This is a genomic window from Laspinema olomoucense D3b, from assembly GCF_025370785.1.
Lineage (GTDB): Bacteria > Cyanobacteriota > Cyanobacteriia > Cyanobacteriales > Laspinemataceae > Laspinema > Laspinema olomoucense.
This window is the reverse complement of record NZ_JAMXFA010000009.1, coordinates 128,633-145,511: the sequence shown is the minus strand read 5'-3', so window position 1 is coordinate 145,511 and position 16,879 is coordinate 128,633. Positions and strand designations below refer to the sequence as shown.

Sequence of the window (16,879 nt, the reverse complement as noted above, 5' to 3'; positions counted from 1 at the left end):
AAGCCAAAATTGAACCAAAATCATTCACGGAAGACTCGATAATTTTCAGAACCATGACCCAACCCATAGTCAATCAATATCAACCTAACTTCGTGTCGCCTCCAGGGGAAACTTTGCTGGAGAGGTTGCAGGAACGCGAGATTCTAGTCGAAGAATTAGCGGCAAAAATGGGAATTTCTGAAGTGACGATCGCCTCTCTAATCAGCGGCAACAGTCCCATTACCCCAGAAATTGCCCTCCAGTTAGAGCAATTTTTAGGCATACCCGCTAACTTTTGGAAGAATCGCGATCGCCATTATCGAGAGTATTTAGCCCGATCACAACCGCAGGCGATCGCGGATTAGCTGTAGAAACCGGATTTCTTGTCTGTGCGATCGCCTACTCTACTGAGGCGCTACACTCCAGTTAGCCCAAAATCTTGGGCGGTGAGGTGGGTAACACCTTGGACGATGGCAAGCACTTTACCGCCACTGCTGATGGTGGTGACTCCCCCTTGGGACTGGATGGAGAGTTGACCCCAGGTTAAATGAGGGGCTAAAGTGAGTTGATCGATGCCCGATTCAAAGTCAGCGATCGCCTTAGTCCCTTGTCCATTCCCAAGTATAAAGCGATCGCTGCCGCTACTTCCGATTAGTGTGTCATCTCCATCCCCACCACAGAGGATATCATCACCCTGATCGCCGATCAGGAGATCGTTGCCGCTATTTCCTGCTAGAAAATCATTCCCCTTTCCACCGTGGAGGGTGTCGTCGCCATCTCCGCTAGAGATTATCTCATCACCCTGGTTGCCATTGATGAAGTCATTTCCCGATCCGCCACTGATGGTGTCGTCTCCATCTTGATCCGCAAGGGCGGGGTCAGAGGGACCGCCATAGACGATATCATTGCCTGCATTGCCGATGATGGTATCACTGCCGCGATCGCCATACATGAGATCCTGATCTGCTCCACCCCAAGCGATATCATTACCCTGACCGCTATAGATGGTATCATTGCCTTCATTGCCGCTGAGGTAGTCATCCCCTTCATTGCCATAGAGAATATCTCCCTCATCGGTTGGTAATGCGGATTCCGTCCAGCTACCGCCAAAGATAGTATCACTGCTTTTATTTCCGTAGAGGAGATCACTGCCGCGATCGCCCCAGATTAAATCCTCATCTTTGCCACCATATACACTATCATCCCCTTCACCGGCAAAGATGGTATCGTTCCCTTGGTTGCCGTGGAGTTCGTCAATGCCTGTGCCACCCTCTAGGCGATCGGCATCTCCCGGGGTATTTTCCTCTTCTCTTCCTATCCCGCCGCGTATCGGATCATTGCCATCCCCTCCGTACAGATTATCCGACCCCTCTTCGCCATACAATTCATCATCACCAGCGCTACCAAACACCGCATCATTCCCATTACCCCCCAGTAACCGATCCCCATCTTCACTACCTATCACCGTCGTCTCTGTTTGGTTATATCCCCCCACTGTCAAGAAGTGCGGTGACTCGGGAAGATTCATCTCGCCGCAAGGTGTCCCATCTTCCCCAACAGTGTCCGTTTCCAAAGGCAGTGATCCGTTACTTTCTCCTCCCCCAAGCATGACAGTTGGAATATTTCCCGAATTATCCACAGGTGGAATATTTCCCGAATTATCTACAGGTGGAATACTTCCCGAATTATCCACAGGTGGAATATCTCCCGAATTCTCTACAGGTGGAATATTTCCCGAATTCTCTACAGGTGGAATATTCCCCGAATTATCTACAGGTGGAATATTTCCTGAATTATCCAGAGGTGGAATATTTCCTGAATTATCCACAGGTGGAATATTTCCCGAATTCTCTACAGGTGGAATATCTTCTGTAACGATCGCCTCAACAATATGCTCTGCCGGGGTCACCGTACCATTAGCAGAAATAGAGATAGAGTTTGCATTAGCCGCTATAATATTGCTACTGTTAAGAACGAGTGAGAGACTGGAATCCTCTGTTAACCTGTTCACTCCCCCCACCAGTAAATAATTATGATCTCCTACCGGCACAGTAAAGGTACTAACCGTAATGCCATCGGTAATATCTAGCGGAATTTCCATCGTTCCCGCCGACAAATCTCCCGTATCATAAATGCCGTTATTATTAATATCGGAAATTAGCTGCAAATTGCTAATATTGGTATTCCCAATCCCACTAGGAGTGACTGAAAAAGTCAGATGATTGGTGATAATCGGCTCATGAACGGCACTCAGACGGAATCGATACAAAACCGTGTCATTAGGGACGGATGTAGAGGCAGGAGGAAACTGGTCTAATATTCGGCTGACGGAATGTTCGCCCAGGGTGAGTACCCCTTTCGGGTTGACAGTAATTGGGATATTCCCCGAAACCTCTAGGGGGCCAACTGCACCCGTATTCCCCAAATCATTCACCACAATATTAATTGTATCGGCGCCGGAGTAATTTGCACCACTTTGATAAATCAGGGTATTCAAAGCACTGTTAATATCAGATAGAGTCCCGGTAAAACTCATCGCCCCATCCCCACTCCCATCCCCATTGATGAAAGTGAGGTTGGTGGAATTTGTAAAAGTGAGAAAACCATTGTTAGCAGATAATGTCACTTGTAGAGGTTGCGTCCCCGCATCCACATCAGCGACGCTAATACCTGGAATCGCTAAATTTACGCTTTGATTAACGACTTGGTTAGTCGGCAGGGTCAAAACGGGGGCATCATTAACGGAATTTACAGTAATATTCACGGTTTTCGTATCAGTGAACCCACCACTACCGCTGTTGCCGCCATCATGGGTAATAACTGTGAGAGTATCACTGCCATTAAAATCCGTTAAACCTTTATAAAGCAGACCCGCTGCATCAGCTAGAACTTTATTAATTTGGCTGACTGTCCCAGTGAGGGTCACGTTATTTGTGCCATTGGCGGTGATATTTCCCCCGGTGACACCCCCAGCAACTCCCGAATTGACCGTTAGAGTGCCATAACTAGCTGTTAGGGTGACGGTAATCGGATTAGTTCCCGCATCTGCATCGGCGACGCTAATTCCTGGAATTACCAATGACGTATCTTCATCCACGGATAAAGGGGGTAAACTGCTGCCTGTTGTTACAGAAACAGCGGATAAATCAAAGTTAGCGCTGGCACTAGGAGTATTGTCCCCAAAAAAGATAAAATTGGGTGTGGTGTAGGGATTTGCCGGTAGAAAACTTGGGAGACTAGCGTTACTGTAATCCCGCAGATTGCCACTAATTACCGGGACCGGGTTGCCATTGGCGAGGAGTTGGTAGGTATTGTCCAAAACCTTTAACTGATAGTTAACCTCAACTTTGGTGTTAAAAGTGACACTTTCGTTTTGGTTAAGCGTGTGGGTAAATAGAGTATTCGTATTGTTACTAGGGGTAGGTTCGGCAGCACCCTCTTCTTGGACCCAAATTTGATTTTCCCAAAACCCGATTTCTATACCTTTTTTTACATCGCTGCTGATGGCGATTAGGCTAAAACCGGCGCGATCGGCCTTGTCATCGTTATTTTTGTAGGCGCTGGCAGTATTATGGGTTTCCGCCAGAATTTGGGCCGTAAAGTTGATGGTGTAGCCGCTATTTCTATCTAGCAGGGGGATCCGGTCAGGTCGGGCAATATAACCCGCGTAATCGGAAACACTATTCGGAACAGTTGCGCTGGTGTTTAGATTGGCCCCGCTTTGGACGGTGGCGAGAGGAAGATAGGGTAAGGTGCGGTACTCAAAACCTTGAGTATTTGGGGTCCCCGCGCCATTGTAAAGGGGGAAAGATGCACCGGGAACGGCAATAATGGGGACATCATTCGCCGTGGTGAAATTGATTGTTTTACTGGCGATACTACTGGATTGAAAGGCGTCAGTAAGTTGAAATTGGACGGTGCGATCGCCCTGTAACGGATTGTCAGAAATATTGCCATAACTAATGTTCCGCATCAAGGCAGTAACTGCGGCATTAGTGGCAGTATTGGGGATGAAATTAATAATAAGGGGATTGCCTTGAGTGCCGCCAGTGAAGGTGGCAAAGGGTATGCCACTGTAAGCGATGAAGTTGAGTCCTGGAGAATCAATCCCCGCACGAATTTCCCCTGCATTGGTACCTTGATTTCTAATCATCAAAATATCATCGGTCGTGGCACCCGAGGTAAAGTTAATCCGGAGAGTGCTGCCGTTGAAGTTAGGTAAGTTAGTAGCTGTGGCGGTGGAGTCAAGAACCGCAAAACCCCCATTTTCGGTATAGGTGAGATTGCTGCTGGAAAGGCTGATTTCGGGGGCGAGGATACCCTGGTAAGCGCCGATCGCCTCCGCAGAAAAGGGGATTTGTACTTCAATCGGACCTGTATGCGCTTCCAGTTCCCAGTCTCCCCCTAAATCAGCACTACCTGTCAGGTTATCACTGGCGGCAATATCAGCCCCAGTGACTGTGGCGAGGCGATTGACAAATCCTCCCAAGTCAGCGGCGAGATTGCATCCGTAGAGTAAGATATCCGCATCGGGGGTGAGGGATTTTGCCCATTGGGAAATTTCCGCTTGCGGGAGAGTTGCGGCGGTTAAAACACTCTTACCCAGGTGTAACATCCCGGATTGGGCGTGGGAGAGAATATGGAGACCCCCCAGGGGTTGTTGTTGCTGGGAGAGAATCTCACTAATTTGGGCGATCGCATCGCGGTTGGGGTCTAACACCACGACTTGTAATTCAGCGGGGGTACTGGCGATGAGGGTTTCATATCCAGTCACTGTAGGGTCAGCAAACAGAATTTCCTTGGGGGAGGTGTTTTCCCAGACGGGATAGAGGGGGCTGGTGGATTCTGAGAGCAAAAAGGGCATAGTTTATGGTTCGTGGATGAGAGTAGGGTAATCGCGTCTATATCAGGTCGTGACCCTTCAAGAGAGACCACATATCAAATACCAGGTCATTCCCCCGCCAAACATCGCATCCTGAACAATGCTGGACCTCACCCGCCTGAACTGATTATCATCTTAATAGATAGTAACCCTATTTTTTCTGCCGAGCTTCTCCCAACTCCCCTAAACAACACCAAGCGGCTTTTTGCAGTCCAGTTGGTGTTCCTCCCACCACAAATGTTAACCCGCTAAAATAGTTAAACTCCCTTGATTCCCATCTAACTCCACCGGGACTCCCACGGGTAAGGCGGCATTTTCTCCATCATGTCCGAAGGGTAAATCTGAAACAATGGGAATGTCTAAATCTACCAGGCGATCGCGCAAAACTTCGCTCACGGTAAAACTGGACTTACTGGCTAAGGTATCACATTGACTAAATCTGCCTAATGCAATTCCCTTGACCCCAACGAATGCACCCATCATCCGCCATTGAGTCAGCATCCGATCGATGCGATAGGGGGCTTCTCCCACATCCTCAAAGGCTAAAATGGCTCCATCTAATACAGGTTGGGCGGGAGTGCCGAGTAAGTGGGTGGCAACGGTGAGATTCGCGGGGAGTAAATAGCCAATGGCGGTGCCATTTCCCCATCCATTGCCTTGGATAGGGGGGATTGCCCGGGCTTCGACGAGATCAAATAATCGGGAGATGGTCCAATCCGGTTCGCTGGCGATCGTGGTGAGGAGGGGACCATGCACCCCGACGATGCCGGTTTTATTCAGACTCCATAACAAACTGGTAATGTCAGAAAATCCGATTAACCATTTGGGCGGGTTCGCGAATGGGGTCCAGGTCCAATCTTCTAAAATTCTGGCCCCCCCATAGCCGCCTCGGACACAGAGGATGGCGCGACAGTCGGGGTCCTGCCATGCGGTGGCGAGTTGTTGACGCCGATCGCGATCGGTGCCTGCCAAATATCCCCAGGAGTTGTCGTAACCGGCAGTCAGTTCCACCCGATACCCGCGCGATCGCCAAATATCTAGCCCTTTTTCAAATGCCGACTGCTCTCGCAGCCCCCCACTAGGGGCAACTGCCCGCAACAAATCCCCCGGTTTTAATGCCGGTGGCACAACTCGATTCAAATTTAACCCCGCGATTGGCGATGCCATTATCTGCTTTATACCCCCTTATTTATGGATAATTGATTACCCCTAATTTGTTTAATTTTTAGGTTGCCCTAAACTCTAAAATTACCAAATTTTACACCCTAAAAATATTAACACCCCTGTTTTATAATCCTCCCTAGTTCCAGAATTGGGCTGGAGAGTCACAACAATTAACCCCTCAGATAGTCCCCGGCAAATCAAGTTATGATTTCCACAACCGATTCCCATTCACATCCAAACTAGGGAATATCTTCTGGATAAGTGTCCGTGGGTGGCGACCAGTTTTGCAAAGAAGAACGGGATTCAGAATTAGCACCAGGACGGAGGCGATTGAGTTGGGACAAAGCCCACTGTGCCGCTTCTCTAACCTCGGGATCAGAATCTTCCGAAGCGTGGCGCAGGAGTTGACTGGTTTGGGAGACTAAATCATAGATGCGAGTTAAATCCCGGATGGCATTTTTACGCACTTCCGGATTCGTATCTTGCAGGGAAAGAACCAAAGCGCGATTCATGGGTTGCAGTGTGCGATTTCCGATTTCTGCCAGGGATGCCAGGATTAAACTGCGCTGGCGAGAATCGGAATCCAGTAATAAAGTAACCAAGGGTTGCATCGCCCGAGAGTCACCCTTTTGCCCGAGTTCCCAAATCGCTTTGCGTCGTTGAGTCGGGACTCGACTTTGCAAATCTTCGATTAAGGTTTCGATCGCATCAATTTTGGCAAGCTGAGGAGGTTCACTCGGGACTAACCCTTCTTCCGGAGGAGGGGGAGGAGGGGGAACCTGTGACGATGGTGGGAGTTTGGGGGAGGGCTCAATCGCCCTCTCGTTGTAGCCATTCCCTTGATGGGGTGACACTGGGACCTCTTTAACTGGATCCCGCTTCTCTAAAACCCCAGATTCCAACTCGGGTTGTAGAGAAGCCTTTTCGGAAAACTGATCCGGTGGGTCCTTGAAACCTTCAGCGGTGTCGGGTATTTCCTCCCCCTCTTCATCGTCCACTCGTTCACCGGAATGGGTGAGCAAATAAAAACCCCCCGCAAAGATTCCAGCAAAAGCAAGAGTCCCGAAACTCAGCACTAACAGCCAGAGGATGTCTTTGCGAGCAAAACGCTTTTTGGGAGGGCGTTCACTTTTGGGGGCGGGTTCGGGGTCATTCTGGGCCAGTTCCAGGGGTTTCTGGGTTGCGTTAATGGGGGACTGGGGATTGAGGGACAGTCTTTTAGAGGGGTGCGCAGCAGTCTGATTTGGGGCGCGATCGCGAAGCGAGGGCTGATCCCCAGGGACTGGAGTCCGTGGAATCTGTCCCAGAAAGAGCGTTTGGGATGTAACCGTGGGGGGGATTTGATGAATCAAACCCCCACCTTCGCCACCGGGAAAAATTCCCAGGCCGGTTAAAGTAGTAATAAGTAATAAAACGTGATGGTAGGCGATCATAATAGGGGTACAGATCCAACCAGTTGATCCAAAGAAAGCATGACACTAAGCTAACTTGCTTTCTGTTCCCAACGCGATGCGCTAAGAATACAATCCCTTTCATAGCACACCGGAATGATCGCAATTTTCAGCTAGAGGGATTCCGCTAGAATCAGTCACCCTGGGAGAGCTTAACCTTCGGAATCTGAAACTCGTAGTTGAATGGGAATTTCAACCGGGTGACCTTCCGACCCTTTCAAAACTGGGATCGGTTCCGGTGAGGGATGTTCGCTACTGGAGATGTAGCGAGTGGATGCACGGGATGTTTTGAGTTTCTGGGTCAAAGTTGCGATCGCACCGGCGGGGAGTTGTTCGCGCTGATTAATGAGGTAGATGCTCAGCAGAGTGAGGGTGACACCACTCCACTGTAACGCAGAGAGGGTTTCTGATAAAAATAGATTGCCGAAGAGGATGGCAAACACTGGGGTCATAAAGGTTAGGGAACTCAGACTGGTGAGGTTCCCCGTGGAAGCAAAGTAGAAAAATAACCCATAGGCGATCGCTGAGCCAAAGACGGTAGAGTAAGCCAATGCCATCCACCCATTTAAGTCTAAATGCACCCACTGCTCAGATTCCGTGAATCCGGACAGCATCCATAAGGGCAGACCCCCAATAATCATGTGCCAACCTGTAGCTACAACTGGATCCGCATAACGACAGACAAATCGGACCATAACTGTTCCCGCAGCCATTGATAGGGCCGCCAACAGCATTAACCATTCTCCACTCTGAAATAACCCGGAAAGTTGCAGGGGAGGCAATGTGAAGGACCCGTTAAACCAGCCCCAAATCCATTCATCGGGTAAACCAATCAGACTAATACCTAGAATACCCAGTCCCAACCCTAGAAAACCCCATCCTCCAATGATTTCTCCAAACAGCCATGCACTCAACAGGGCCACCGCGAGGGGTTGGGAGTCAATCATTACCGAACCCAAACCCGCACCTGTTTTGACTAATCCTTCCGCGAGAAACCCTTGGAAGAGGAACCCATCCACAGCGGCAAAGAGGGAAATCCAGAGCCATGCTTGCCATCCTCGGGGTTGAGGACGTCCGGCGATCGCCCCTACTGCCAACACCAACAGCCCCGCTGGAACTAACCGTACCCCCGCCATAAACAAGGGTGTGGTACTGGTGAGGGTTCCTTTCATGGCGACCATTGCCGTCCCCCAGAGGAAAAATGGGGCAATCATTAATAGGGGCGTGAATGAGAATTTAGATTCTGTTAATTTGAGTTGCATAAGCCTTTATATTTGGATGCCGTTCTTGCTCAGGCCATCGAACTATCGGGCGCAAAAATTACTTTTATAAGGGGATTGTAGCAAATTATGTAGTTTTGTTACAAATTTGAAACAAAACCAACCCCCCGTTAAAGTACCAAGGGGCAGCCCGACGGGCTGGACTTTATGCACAAATTAAGTTAAATGTCAATCTTTAATGGGGAACTCAAAGATAAGGCAAACTATAAATTGAAGTGCCAAGACGACACAGAACCCTGACTAAAGACAGGCATCCTGAATTCTGACCGGACTCCCTTTGGCAGTTTATTTTCCCGTTCAACTGATTTATCTTGCTTCGTGCTACTAAACTATGATTTGGCCTTTTCAGAAATTTCGCAAAAAAATTGCTCGTATTGAAATTAACGGTGCCATTAACGGGACCACCCGTAAAACGGTGCTTGCCGCCCTCAAAACCATAGAAGAGAGAAAATTTCCAGCCTTACTATTACGAATTGATAGCCCTGGCGGGACCGTCGGGGACTCCCAAGAAATTTACAAAGCCCTGAAACGACTGAGCCAAACGGTAAAAATCGTCGCTAGTTTTGGAAATATTTCCGCATCCGGTGGGGTTTACATCGGCATGGGTGCTCCGCATATCGTCGCGAATCCGGGTACGATTACAGGAAGCATTGGGGTGATTCTCCGGGGAAATAACTTAGAACGACTGCTCGAAAAAGTCGGCGTTTCCTTCCAAGTGATTAAATCGGGACCTTACAAAGACATTTTGAGTTTTGACCGGGAACTGACGCCACCGGAACAAGAAATACTCCAAGAGATGATCGATACCAGTTATCTCCAGTTCGTCCAAACCATTGCCGATGAACGATCCCTGAGTGTAGATCAGGTAAAAAGTTTTGCCGATGGGCGGATTTTTACGGGAGAACAAGCAGTGGAATTAGGAGTCGTAGACCGATTAGGGACCGAGGAAGATGCCCGAATCTGGGCCGCAGAACTCGCGGGTCTTGACCCCAAAAAAACCGAGTGTTACACCTTGGAGGACCGCAAACCGCTCTTAAATCGTTTGCTGGCAAGCACCCTGGGTTCGACGGGTATCTTAGCCGGGATCGATTGGTGTGAATTTGAGCTTTCTCATCATGGACAGCCCCTTTGGTTGTATCGACCATAAGGGGTCAGTTGTCATTTGTCAGTTGTCATTTGTCATTTGTCAAGGGACCAACGACATAAGACCAACGACATAAGACCAGTGACCAACGACATAAGACCAATGACCAGTGACCAATGACAAACTAGAAAAGGAGGATTTTTGGCGTGGAGTGGACAGTTAAGGCAATTCGTGGAGCAATTACGGCCTCAGACAATACCATTGAGGCGATTCGAGAGGCGGTGAATGAACTGCTTGACGAATTAGAAGCCCGAAATAAGCTGGATCCCGAGTTAATTATTAGTGCGACTTTTTCAGTGACGCGGGATTTGGATGCGATTTTCCCAGCAGCGATCGCCCGTCAACGACCCCACTGGGAAAATGTCCAGTTGTTGGATGTGCAGCATATGTACGTTCAGGGAGATTTAGAGCGATGTATTCGATTTTTGATTCATGTCAACGTTGCCTCAGCCCATACAGAGATTTATCATCCCTATCTGCGTCATGCGAAAAATCTTAGACCGGACTTGAGTTTTACCTCCGTTGGGGAATGGTGAAGGGGACAGATGGAAACTAGAGCGGGGGTCCAAGAGTACAAAAAAAGCCCGTAAGCGATCGCCCCTCCAAGGCCCAGAATAGGAGCCAAGAACAGCCCCTATCTCCTGGATCCGGTATGAGGGGCGATTGTTTTAAACTTTTTCGAGTTTGCGATCGCCTCGATGACGGTGATGAAACCGAATCCCCAGAACCACATCGTACAGGAAACTCCAAAAATCCTTTCCCTGGAAAATTCCCAGAGACAGGGGCGATCCTTTGGCTTCTAAAAGGGGGCGGGTTTCTCGATAAGCTCGCTGGTAATAGTACCAGGGAATCGAGGGCCAGAGATGGTGAATCAGATGGTAATTCTGTCCCAAAATGAGGATATTGAGAATGGGGCTGGCATAAATTCGGGCATTTTTCCAGCGATCGCGTTCTGTAAAAGGGCGATGGGGCAGATAATCAAAAAACAATCCCAGGGCCAACCCCACCACTAAAGCCGGAGAAAACCAAAAATTGAGAATGTAGCCCAAAGAGTCATATTGGCAAGCCACATAGACAATAGTCGCTACAAACAAGCGGCTCAAAAACCATTCCAACAGCTCATATTTTCGCCACAGTCGCCGTTTAAAGAAAAAGATCTCGTGGTAAAAAAACCGCGCCGCAATCAGCCATAAGGGACCTCCGGTAGAAACAAAGTGGTCCGGGTCATTTTCTGGGTCATTGACATGGGCGTGATGCTGATGATGAACCCGAGTAAACACAGGGAAGGCAAATCCCAGCATCAAGGCGCTGCCATGACCTAAGATGGCATTCATGACGCGATCGCGGTGAGCCACATTATGGGAAGCATCGTGAATCACCGTCCCCGCCAAATGCAGGGCCAGAACATTCGTACAAAAGCAACACCATTCAGGCCAGTCTAGCCGCCAGTATCCCAAAGTCGAGATCACGATCAAGGCAAGTGCGCCAAAAAACATCAGCAGGGTCGGATTGAAGTCACCGGGAGGCCCCAGCAACTCTTTCGGAACAGTTCGGGGCGGCATCGCCTCTGGCATTGTCGTCGTAACTCCTTTCAACAGATCCTCAAAAAATGTATGATAAGCATTCTTAAATATAAAGTTTTGTGAATCCCTGAGTCTAACCCTCGGGATTTCTATAAATATTATTTATAGGTACGAGACTCAATAGTCAATTAGCTGCAACTGTCTTTGAGGGTACAACCAAAAAGGTAGTCGATCTACGGACTGCTTTCATCTCTACCACTTTTTCGAGGATTATAGTAGGAGTCTTTAGCAGCTAATTTTTTGATGAAACACTACCCTCATCAGCTAGGGACGTACTTCTACCCCCCCTTGGACGTTCATGCAATTCCGAAACTTTCTGCGTCGAACCAAAATAGTCGCTACCATAGGCCCCGCTACCAGTCAGCCGGACATCCTCCGAGAACTGATTGAAGCGGGTGCAACCACCCTGCGACTCAATTTCTCCCACGGGACTCACGAAGATCATCAGCGAAGCATTCGCCTGATCCGACAGACCTCGTTTGAACTCAATCAACCCGTGGGAATTTTACAAGACCTCCAGGGCCCTAAAATTCGCCTAGGCCAATTTGAGTCAGGGTCAATTTACCTGCAAAAAGGGGACCCGTTCATTTTGACCAGCAAATTCATGTCCTGCAACCAAGAAATGGCCTGCGTCACCTATCCACCCCTGGCCGATGAAATTCCCGAAGGGGCTACAATCCTCCTCGACGATGGTCGCGTCGAAATGCGAGTGGAAAAGGTGGACCGGGTGACTCGGGAACTCCACTGTCGCACCGTTGTCGGTGGGACCCTCTCCAACAACAAGGGGGTGAACTTCCCCGGTGTCTACCTGTCTATCAAGGCCCTCACGGAAAAAGACCGAGAAGATTTACTCTTTGGTCTGGATCAAGGGGTAGATTGGGTGGCCCTGAGCTTTGTTCGCAATCCCCAGGACATTCTCGAAATCAAAGAACTGATCTCCGCTAGTGGCAAAAACGTGCCGGTGATTGCCAAAATTGAAAAGCACGAAGCGGTGGAACAAATGGAAGCCATTCTCCCGTTATGCGATGGGATTATGGTGGCACGGGGGGACCTAGGTGTAGAAATTCCCGCTGAGGAAGTCCCGATTGTGCAAAAACGGCTGATTGCCACCTGCAACCGTTTGGGTATTCCGGTGATTACGGCGACCCAAATGTTAGACAGTATGGTGCATAGCCCCCGGGCCACTCGTGCGGAGATTTCTGACGTGGCCAATGCCATCCTAGATGGTACGGATGCGGTGATGCTCTCCAATGAAACGGCTGTAGGGAAACATCCCATTGAGGCGGTGGCAACTATGGCCCGGATTGCCTGTCGCATCGAACATGATCAGACGATTGGTCAGGGTTCGGCGTACGATCGCAGTCGTTCGATTCCTAATGCCATTAGTCAAGCGGTGGTCAAAATTGCCCAACAACTGGATGCCGGGGCGATTATGACCCTGACCAAATCTGGGGCTACTGCCCGGAATGTCTCGAAGTTTCGGCCCCAAACCCCGATTCTGGCGGTGACCCCTCATGTGGATGTGGCCCGTCAGTTGCAATTGGTTTGGGGGGTTAAACCCTTGTTAGTTTTAGATTTACCTTCTACGGGACAAACGTTCCAGGCGGCGATTAATGTGGCCCTGGAAAAAACCCTGCTGCAAGAGGGGGATTTAGTGGTGATGACTGCCGGGACTCTGCAAGGGGTTTCGGGTTCGACGGACCTGGTTAAGGTGGAAGTGGTGACGGCGGTCCTCGGTAAGGGGATCGGTCTGGGTCAAGGTTCGGTGAGTGGTCGGGCGCGAGTGGCTCAGACGGCCCTGGATGTGGGGAATTTTGGTCCCGGGGAAATTCTGGTGGCCCCGCGTACCAATGCGGATTATATTGATGCGATTCGCAAGGCGTCGGGAATTGTGACGGAGGATGATAGTTTGACTTCTCATGCGGCAGTGATCGGGTTGCGGTTAGGCGTTCCGGTGATTGTTGGGGTCAAAAATGCCACGAAGTTGATTCGCGAAGGAGCAATTCTAACGATGGATATGGAGCGTGGGTTGGTTTACTCCGGTGCGATGTCCCAAGCGGATGCAGTTTTGACGACTTGATTTGATGAAAGGGGGTTTAGGGAGGGGTGGAAGTCTGAAGGAGCAGGGGTGAAAGGTCGGCTAATCGGAGGTTTCATTTGGAAGCCGGTTAAAGTTGGCGGACTTCTTGATTTGTGGCGCTTAAGAAGGCGCGATCGCCCGGATGATTTCGGGATTCAAGAGGCGGTGGGGATTGCGGGAACGGAGACGATCGCCCGGTTGTGATCAGGTAAGACTGACAGCGGGATGAAGATGTGCGATCGTCTCCGCACCCACTGCGGCGCGTCATCGGATTGTCGGAGATTCAAAACCCCTTGAACTAGCGGTGACTGATGACGATAATCGTGGGGGATGTTTTCAATAAAAGACTCAAAAAGTGGGGCATATTAACAGCAACTGCGCCAATATGAGGTATAGATAAGTAAGCCTGCTAAAAATTAAATATCGATACAGCAATGCCCAAACAGCAGTTTAATCTAAATCTGTCAAACAGCTTGATGAATGCCATGAGTACCAAGGCCAAAGCAGACGGGATTAGCCTAGAGGACCTAGCGCTATCGGCTATTTCCGAGTATGTTGGCTATACGCCTTTAGCACCCAAAGCTGCTCTCGATAAGCGGTTGGTGGTGATGGAAACTCGGATTGCCAAGCTGGAGGCCTCCTTGGGGGAATCAGTCGCCTGACTGGTATTCCGACCAGTCAGGCTCTTCCTCCTCTCACCCAACTGCAATTAGCTAGGCGCTTTGGGATTAACCCCTCTAGCGTTTCCCGCCAAAAAAATAAGCCCAATTTCTGTGATTGGACTCGGGATAAAGATCCAGATGGAGTGAGCTGGCTCCATAAGAAGGGTAAGTTTTACCCGCAAGTGTAAAAACAGGTGAGAAGGAATTCAGGAGATCGGTTTGAGACTACTAATTAGGGCAATAAAGGCGCGATTCCCATCGCGCTTTTATTTTGGGGTCATGACGGGTAAGTCGATATGGGAGGGATAGATGGTGTTGCGATGGAGGGTTAAGTTGGCGTTTCCTTGGGTGGGGTATCGGGCAAAGGTGTCGGCATCATGACCGGCGATCGCCACTCGCAGGCGATGTTCTTTCTGAATGAGTACGGAGGTGGGTAATAAGTCAAAGGACAGTTCCATGACTTCGCCGGGTTCTTGAGGTTGGCCGTCTTGTCGTTCAAAGGAATGGTAGGGTCCAAAGACTGCATAAGGGGGGGTCTTTTGAGAAATCTGCCGATGCAGCGATCGCAATTGTCCTTCGGTTATGTATAGCACTTCTCCCTGTTCATTAATATCTTCGAGATAAACATAGAAAGCACTATCGTTGACGGTAGAACTGGCATACAAAGTGATAATTGGATGTCCGGTAATTTCTATCGCTTCGGTCAGGGGAGTGGTTGTATAGGTTAATAAATTTTTGTCTTCGGTGGCGCGGTTAGTATATATCACATCTTTTCCCCCAGCTTTAGTATGCCAACGGTTATGGGTGCCGGTGGTGGCCTGGAAGTTCACCGGATATTCATCGGTCCCCGCTTCCGTTTGGGGTTGCCGTTGGGTCAAACTGTGGCCCTCGCCGAAATACCAGGATTGGGAGACGATGCCTTGAGGCGGCCAAACTGGGGTAGTCTTCCATTGGTCTTCTACCATTGTGTAATAGCGGATTTCTCGGGTAATCGGCGGGCGATCGCTATCTTCTTTTAAATAGGTATCAAAAAACTCTAACAATTCTTCGATTTGTTCATAGAGGGGCGGGTCCGGAGACAGGTCCGCTGGTTGATAGGGACTCGCATCTTCCGTCCCGCCATGATTCCAGGCCCCGATGACGACTTTCTGGGGATTGCGATAAGTGAGAAAGCGACTGAGTGCACCATTGGCTGTTCCTGCATCTAACCAACTGGCGACACTAAATATAGGAATTTGGGAACGGGAAATTTCTTCTTGGAAGCGGTAGGGGCTGAAGGCAGGGAGAGTTACGCCGGTTGTACCATAGCGATCATCACGATAGGTGATGGTTTGGGCGGCTTCATATACATCCAGGTTGGCGGTGCGATCGCGGATTGCTTCAGCTTGCAGGGTCCCATCGCGATCGGCATCTACAGGTTTTGCCCCCGTAATTACGACTTTCAGGGCATCACAAATTGCCCCTTCCAGTTGTTCCATTAAACAAACAAAGTTGGCATCGTTGGCATCTAATCGGCGATTGTTTTCACTCCACTGGCGGACAAACCATTCATTAAAAATCCCCCCAGGAAAGGCGAGTTGAGTGTAAGGGTCAAAGTCATTAAACCGAGGGGCGATCGCTTGGACTGCTGGATGATTTAATCGTCCTAAAAATTCCGTGGCATTCCCAGCATAAGAGGTTCCATAACTGCCCACTTTGCCATTGGACCACGGTTGGGCAATAATCCAATCGACGATTTGTCCATAGTCTTGAATTTCATCTGGGGACCAAGGATAGATTTGGGTTCCGAAGGAGGAACCCGTCCCCCTAGCATCAACTAAAACTAAGGCATAACCGGCATTATTCGCCAGTTTTGCCTCGGGATAGTTGAGGTCAAATTCGGGAAAATAGCCCATAATTCCCAGCGATCGCCAGTAGCGGTCCATTCGCATCAAGGTGGGGATTTTTTCACCGGGGTTTAATTGTTGTGGCAACCAAATATCAATGGCAACTTTGACGCCATCACGCATAGTTACATACAATGCTTGGTTGATGGGGTAAGGGGATGAATTGAGATTTTCTACGCCAATTACCTCAGATAAAGGGGAAACTTTTGCCCAAGTTTCTCCGGTAGGTTCCAGTCCCCAAAGTAGGGTGAAAATAAGGGAGAGAGTCAAAAGGAGGGGGCGATACCATTGGGGTTTACGCCGTCTCCGTTGATCGTTCATAGAGAAATATTATTATAGACTGCACTGTTTCTATTTTAAACTGGAGTTTTTATTCTGGTGATGCTGAAGTTTGGGGGGATTCAAGGGGGAAATTGATGCAGGAAGGGGTAGGAATGGAATGCCGGAGAATGATGTCCTTTCGAGGCGATCGCAGCGGATGCAGGGTTAGAATGATGCAGTAAATTTGGGGGATGGACAAGGTATCCCACCGACAACACACCCTGTAGATTTTTCTCTCTCCGGTAGAATCCACCGCGCGTCAGTCCCTAGAAAATTTGTTCACCTTGTCCCAAGTCAGCTATAAACTAAATAAATTCACTCCCGACGGCAGCGGTACAGGAGGAGATTAGGGAGACAGGAAACCGAGTGTTTGCCCAGATTAGTTACTAAACCGTAAAAAGTTTGTGAAAACTCCCGGTTGTCTTCCCTCTACAGGACCGAAGTCCT

Annotated in this window: 12 protein-coding genes; 6 read left to right on the top strand and 6 right to left on the bottom strand. The window is 49.3% G+C overall.

Annotated elements, in window-relative coordinates:
- Nucleotides 1-53: 53 nt before the first annotated feature.
- Nucleotides 54-344, top strand: coding sequence for a HigA family addiction module antitoxin (locus NG792_RS09145; RefSeq protein ID WP_261235252.1), 291 nt, complete (start codon nucleotides 54-56; stop codon nucleotides 342-344).
- Nucleotides 345-394: 50 nt separating this feature from the next.
- On the opposite strand, the gene NG792_RS09140 is transcribed toward NG792_RS09145, so the two are convergent.
- The 4 genes from NG792_RS09140 to NG792_RS09125 all read right to left on the bottom strand — a co-directional run bounded on the left by NG792_RS09140 (nucleotide 395) and on the right by NG792_RS09125 (nucleotide 8,738).
- On the bottom strand, nucleotides 395-4,843 hold the full coding sequence (locus NG792_RS09140; RefSeq protein ID WP_261235251.1) for a DUF4347 domain-containing protein: 4,449 nt from the start codon (nucleotides 4,841-4,843) through the stop codon (nucleotides 395-397).
- 258 nt (nucleotides 4,844-5,101) lie between these two features.
- Complete coding sequence (locus tag NG792_RS09135) at nucleotides 5,102-6,028, bottom strand: S66 peptidase family protein (protein WP_261235250.1); 927 nt, start codon at nucleotides 6,026-6,028, stop codon at nucleotides 5,102-5,104.
- Between the two features lie 236 nt (nucleotides 6,029-6,264).
- Entirely contained in the window at nucleotides 6,265-7,458 is a 1,194-nt protein-coding gene (locus tag NG792_RS09130) for a HEAT repeat domain-containing protein (protein ID WP_261235248.1), read from the bottom strand.
- 170 nt (nucleotides 7,459-7,628) lie between these two features.
- Nucleotides 7,629-8,738 carry a DMT family transporter gene (locus NG792_RS09125; RefSeq protein ID WP_261200483.1) on the bottom strand — a complete coding sequence of 370 codons (1,110 nt, stop codon included), beginning with the start codon at nucleotides 8,736-8,738 and terminating at the stop codon, nucleotides 7,629-7,631.
- 349 nt (nucleotides 8,739-9,087) lie between these two features.
- Here NG792_RS09125 and sppA point away from each other — a divergent pair, with 349 nt between their 5' ends.
- A complete protein-coding gene (gene sppA, locus NG792_RS09120; RefSeq protein WP_261200484.1) occupies nucleotides 9,088-9,903 on the top strand; it encodes a signal peptide peptidase SppA in 816 nt (271 codons plus the stop codon).
- 143 nt (nucleotides 9,904-10,046) lie between these two features.
- Nucleotides 10,047-10,436 (top strand): chorismate mutase, encoded by a 390-nt coding sequence (aroH, locus tag NG792_RS09115; protein ID WP_261200485.1) that lies wholly within the window; start codon nucleotides 10,047-10,049, stop codon nucleotides 10,434-10,436.
- 132 nt (nucleotides 10,437-10,568) lie between these two features.
- On the opposite strand, the gene crtR is transcribed toward aroH, so the two are convergent.
- A complete protein-coding gene (gene crtR / locus NG792_RS09110) occupies nucleotides 10,569-11,474 on the bottom strand; it encodes a beta-carotene hydroxylase (protein ID WP_261235269.1) in 906 nt (301 codons plus the stop codon).
- A 307-nt stretch (nucleotides 11,475-11,781) separates the two neighbouring features.
- Here crtR and pyk point away from each other — a divergent pair, with 307 nt between their 5' ends.
- From pyk to NG792_RS09095, 3 genes are all read left to right on the top strand, one after another.
- Nucleotides 11,782-13,563: a pyruvate kinase gene (gene pyk / locus NG792_RS09105; RefSeq protein ID WP_261235247.1), complete on the top strand. Its 1,782-nt coding sequence runs from the start codon at nucleotides 11,782-11,784 to the stop codon at nucleotides 13,561-13,563.
- A 48-nt stretch (nucleotides 13,564-13,611) separates the two neighbouring features.
- A complete protein-coding gene (locus NG792_RS09100; protein WP_261235246.1) occupies nucleotides 13,612-13,767 on the top strand; it encodes a hypothetical protein in 156 nt (51 codons plus the stop codon).
- A 230-nt stretch (nucleotides 13,768-13,997) separates the two neighbouring features.
- Nucleotides 13,998-14,225 carry a hypothetical protein gene (locus NG792_RS09095; protein ID WP_261200488.1) on the top strand — a complete coding sequence of 76 codons (228 nt, stop codon included), beginning with the start codon at nucleotides 13,998-14,000 and terminating at the stop codon, nucleotides 14,223-14,225.
- A gap of 266 nt (nucleotides 14,226-14,491) precedes the next feature.
- Here the strand turns inward: NG792_RS09095 and NG792_RS09090 are convergent, their stop codons facing one another.
- Nucleotides 14,492-16,432 (bottom strand): CocE/NonD family hydrolase, encoded by a 1,941-nt coding sequence (locus NG792_RS09090; protein ID WP_261235245.1) that lies wholly within the window; start codon nucleotides 16,430-16,432, stop codon nucleotides 14,492-14,494.
- Nucleotides 16,433-16,879 lie beyond the last annotated feature (447 nt).

What these genes read in the sequence shown, in the direction of transcription:
- NG792_RS09135 (WP_261235250.1), bottom strand. Translation starts at nt 6,028, where the DNA reads ATGGCATCGCCAATCGCGGGGTTAAATTTGAATCGAGTTGTGCCACCG.
- NG792_RS09130 (WP_261235248.1), bottom strand. Translation starts at nt 7,458, where the DNA reads ATGATCGCCTACCATCACGTTTTATTACTTATTACTACTTTAACCGGC.
- NG792_RS09090 (WP_261235245.1), bottom strand. Translation starts at nt 16,432, where the DNA reads ATGAACGATCAACGGAGACGGCGTAAACCCCAATGGTATCGCCCCCTC.
- crtR (WP_261235269.1), bottom strand. Translation starts at nt 11,474, where the DNA reads ATGCCAGAGGCGATGCCGCCCCGAACTGTTCCGAAAGAGTTGCTGGGG.
- NG792_RS09145 (WP_261235252.1), top strand. Translation starts at nt 54, where the DNA reads ATGACCCAACCCATAGTCAATCAATATCAACCTAACTTCGTGTCGCCT.
- NG792_RS09140 (WP_261235251.1), bottom strand. Translation starts at nt 4,843, where the DNA reads ATGCCCTTTTTGCTCTCAGAATCCACCAGCCCCCTCTATCCCGTCTGG.
- NG792_RS09095 (WP_261200488.1), top strand. Translation starts at nt 13,998, where the DNA reads ATGCCCAAACAGCAGTTTAATCTAAATCTGTCAAACAGCTTGATGAAT.
- sppA (WP_261200484.1), top strand. Translation starts at nt 9,088, where the DNA reads ATGATTTGGCCTTTTCAGAAATTTCGCAAAAAAATTGCTCGTATTGAA.
- NG792_RS09125 (WP_261200483.1), bottom strand. Translation starts at nt 8,738, where the DNA reads ATGCAACTCAAATTAACAGAATCTAAATTCTCATTCACGCCCCTATTA.
- pyk (WP_261235247.1), top strand. Translation starts at nt 11,782, where the DNA reads ATGCAATTCCGAAACTTTCTGCGTCGAACCAAAATAGTCGCTACCATA.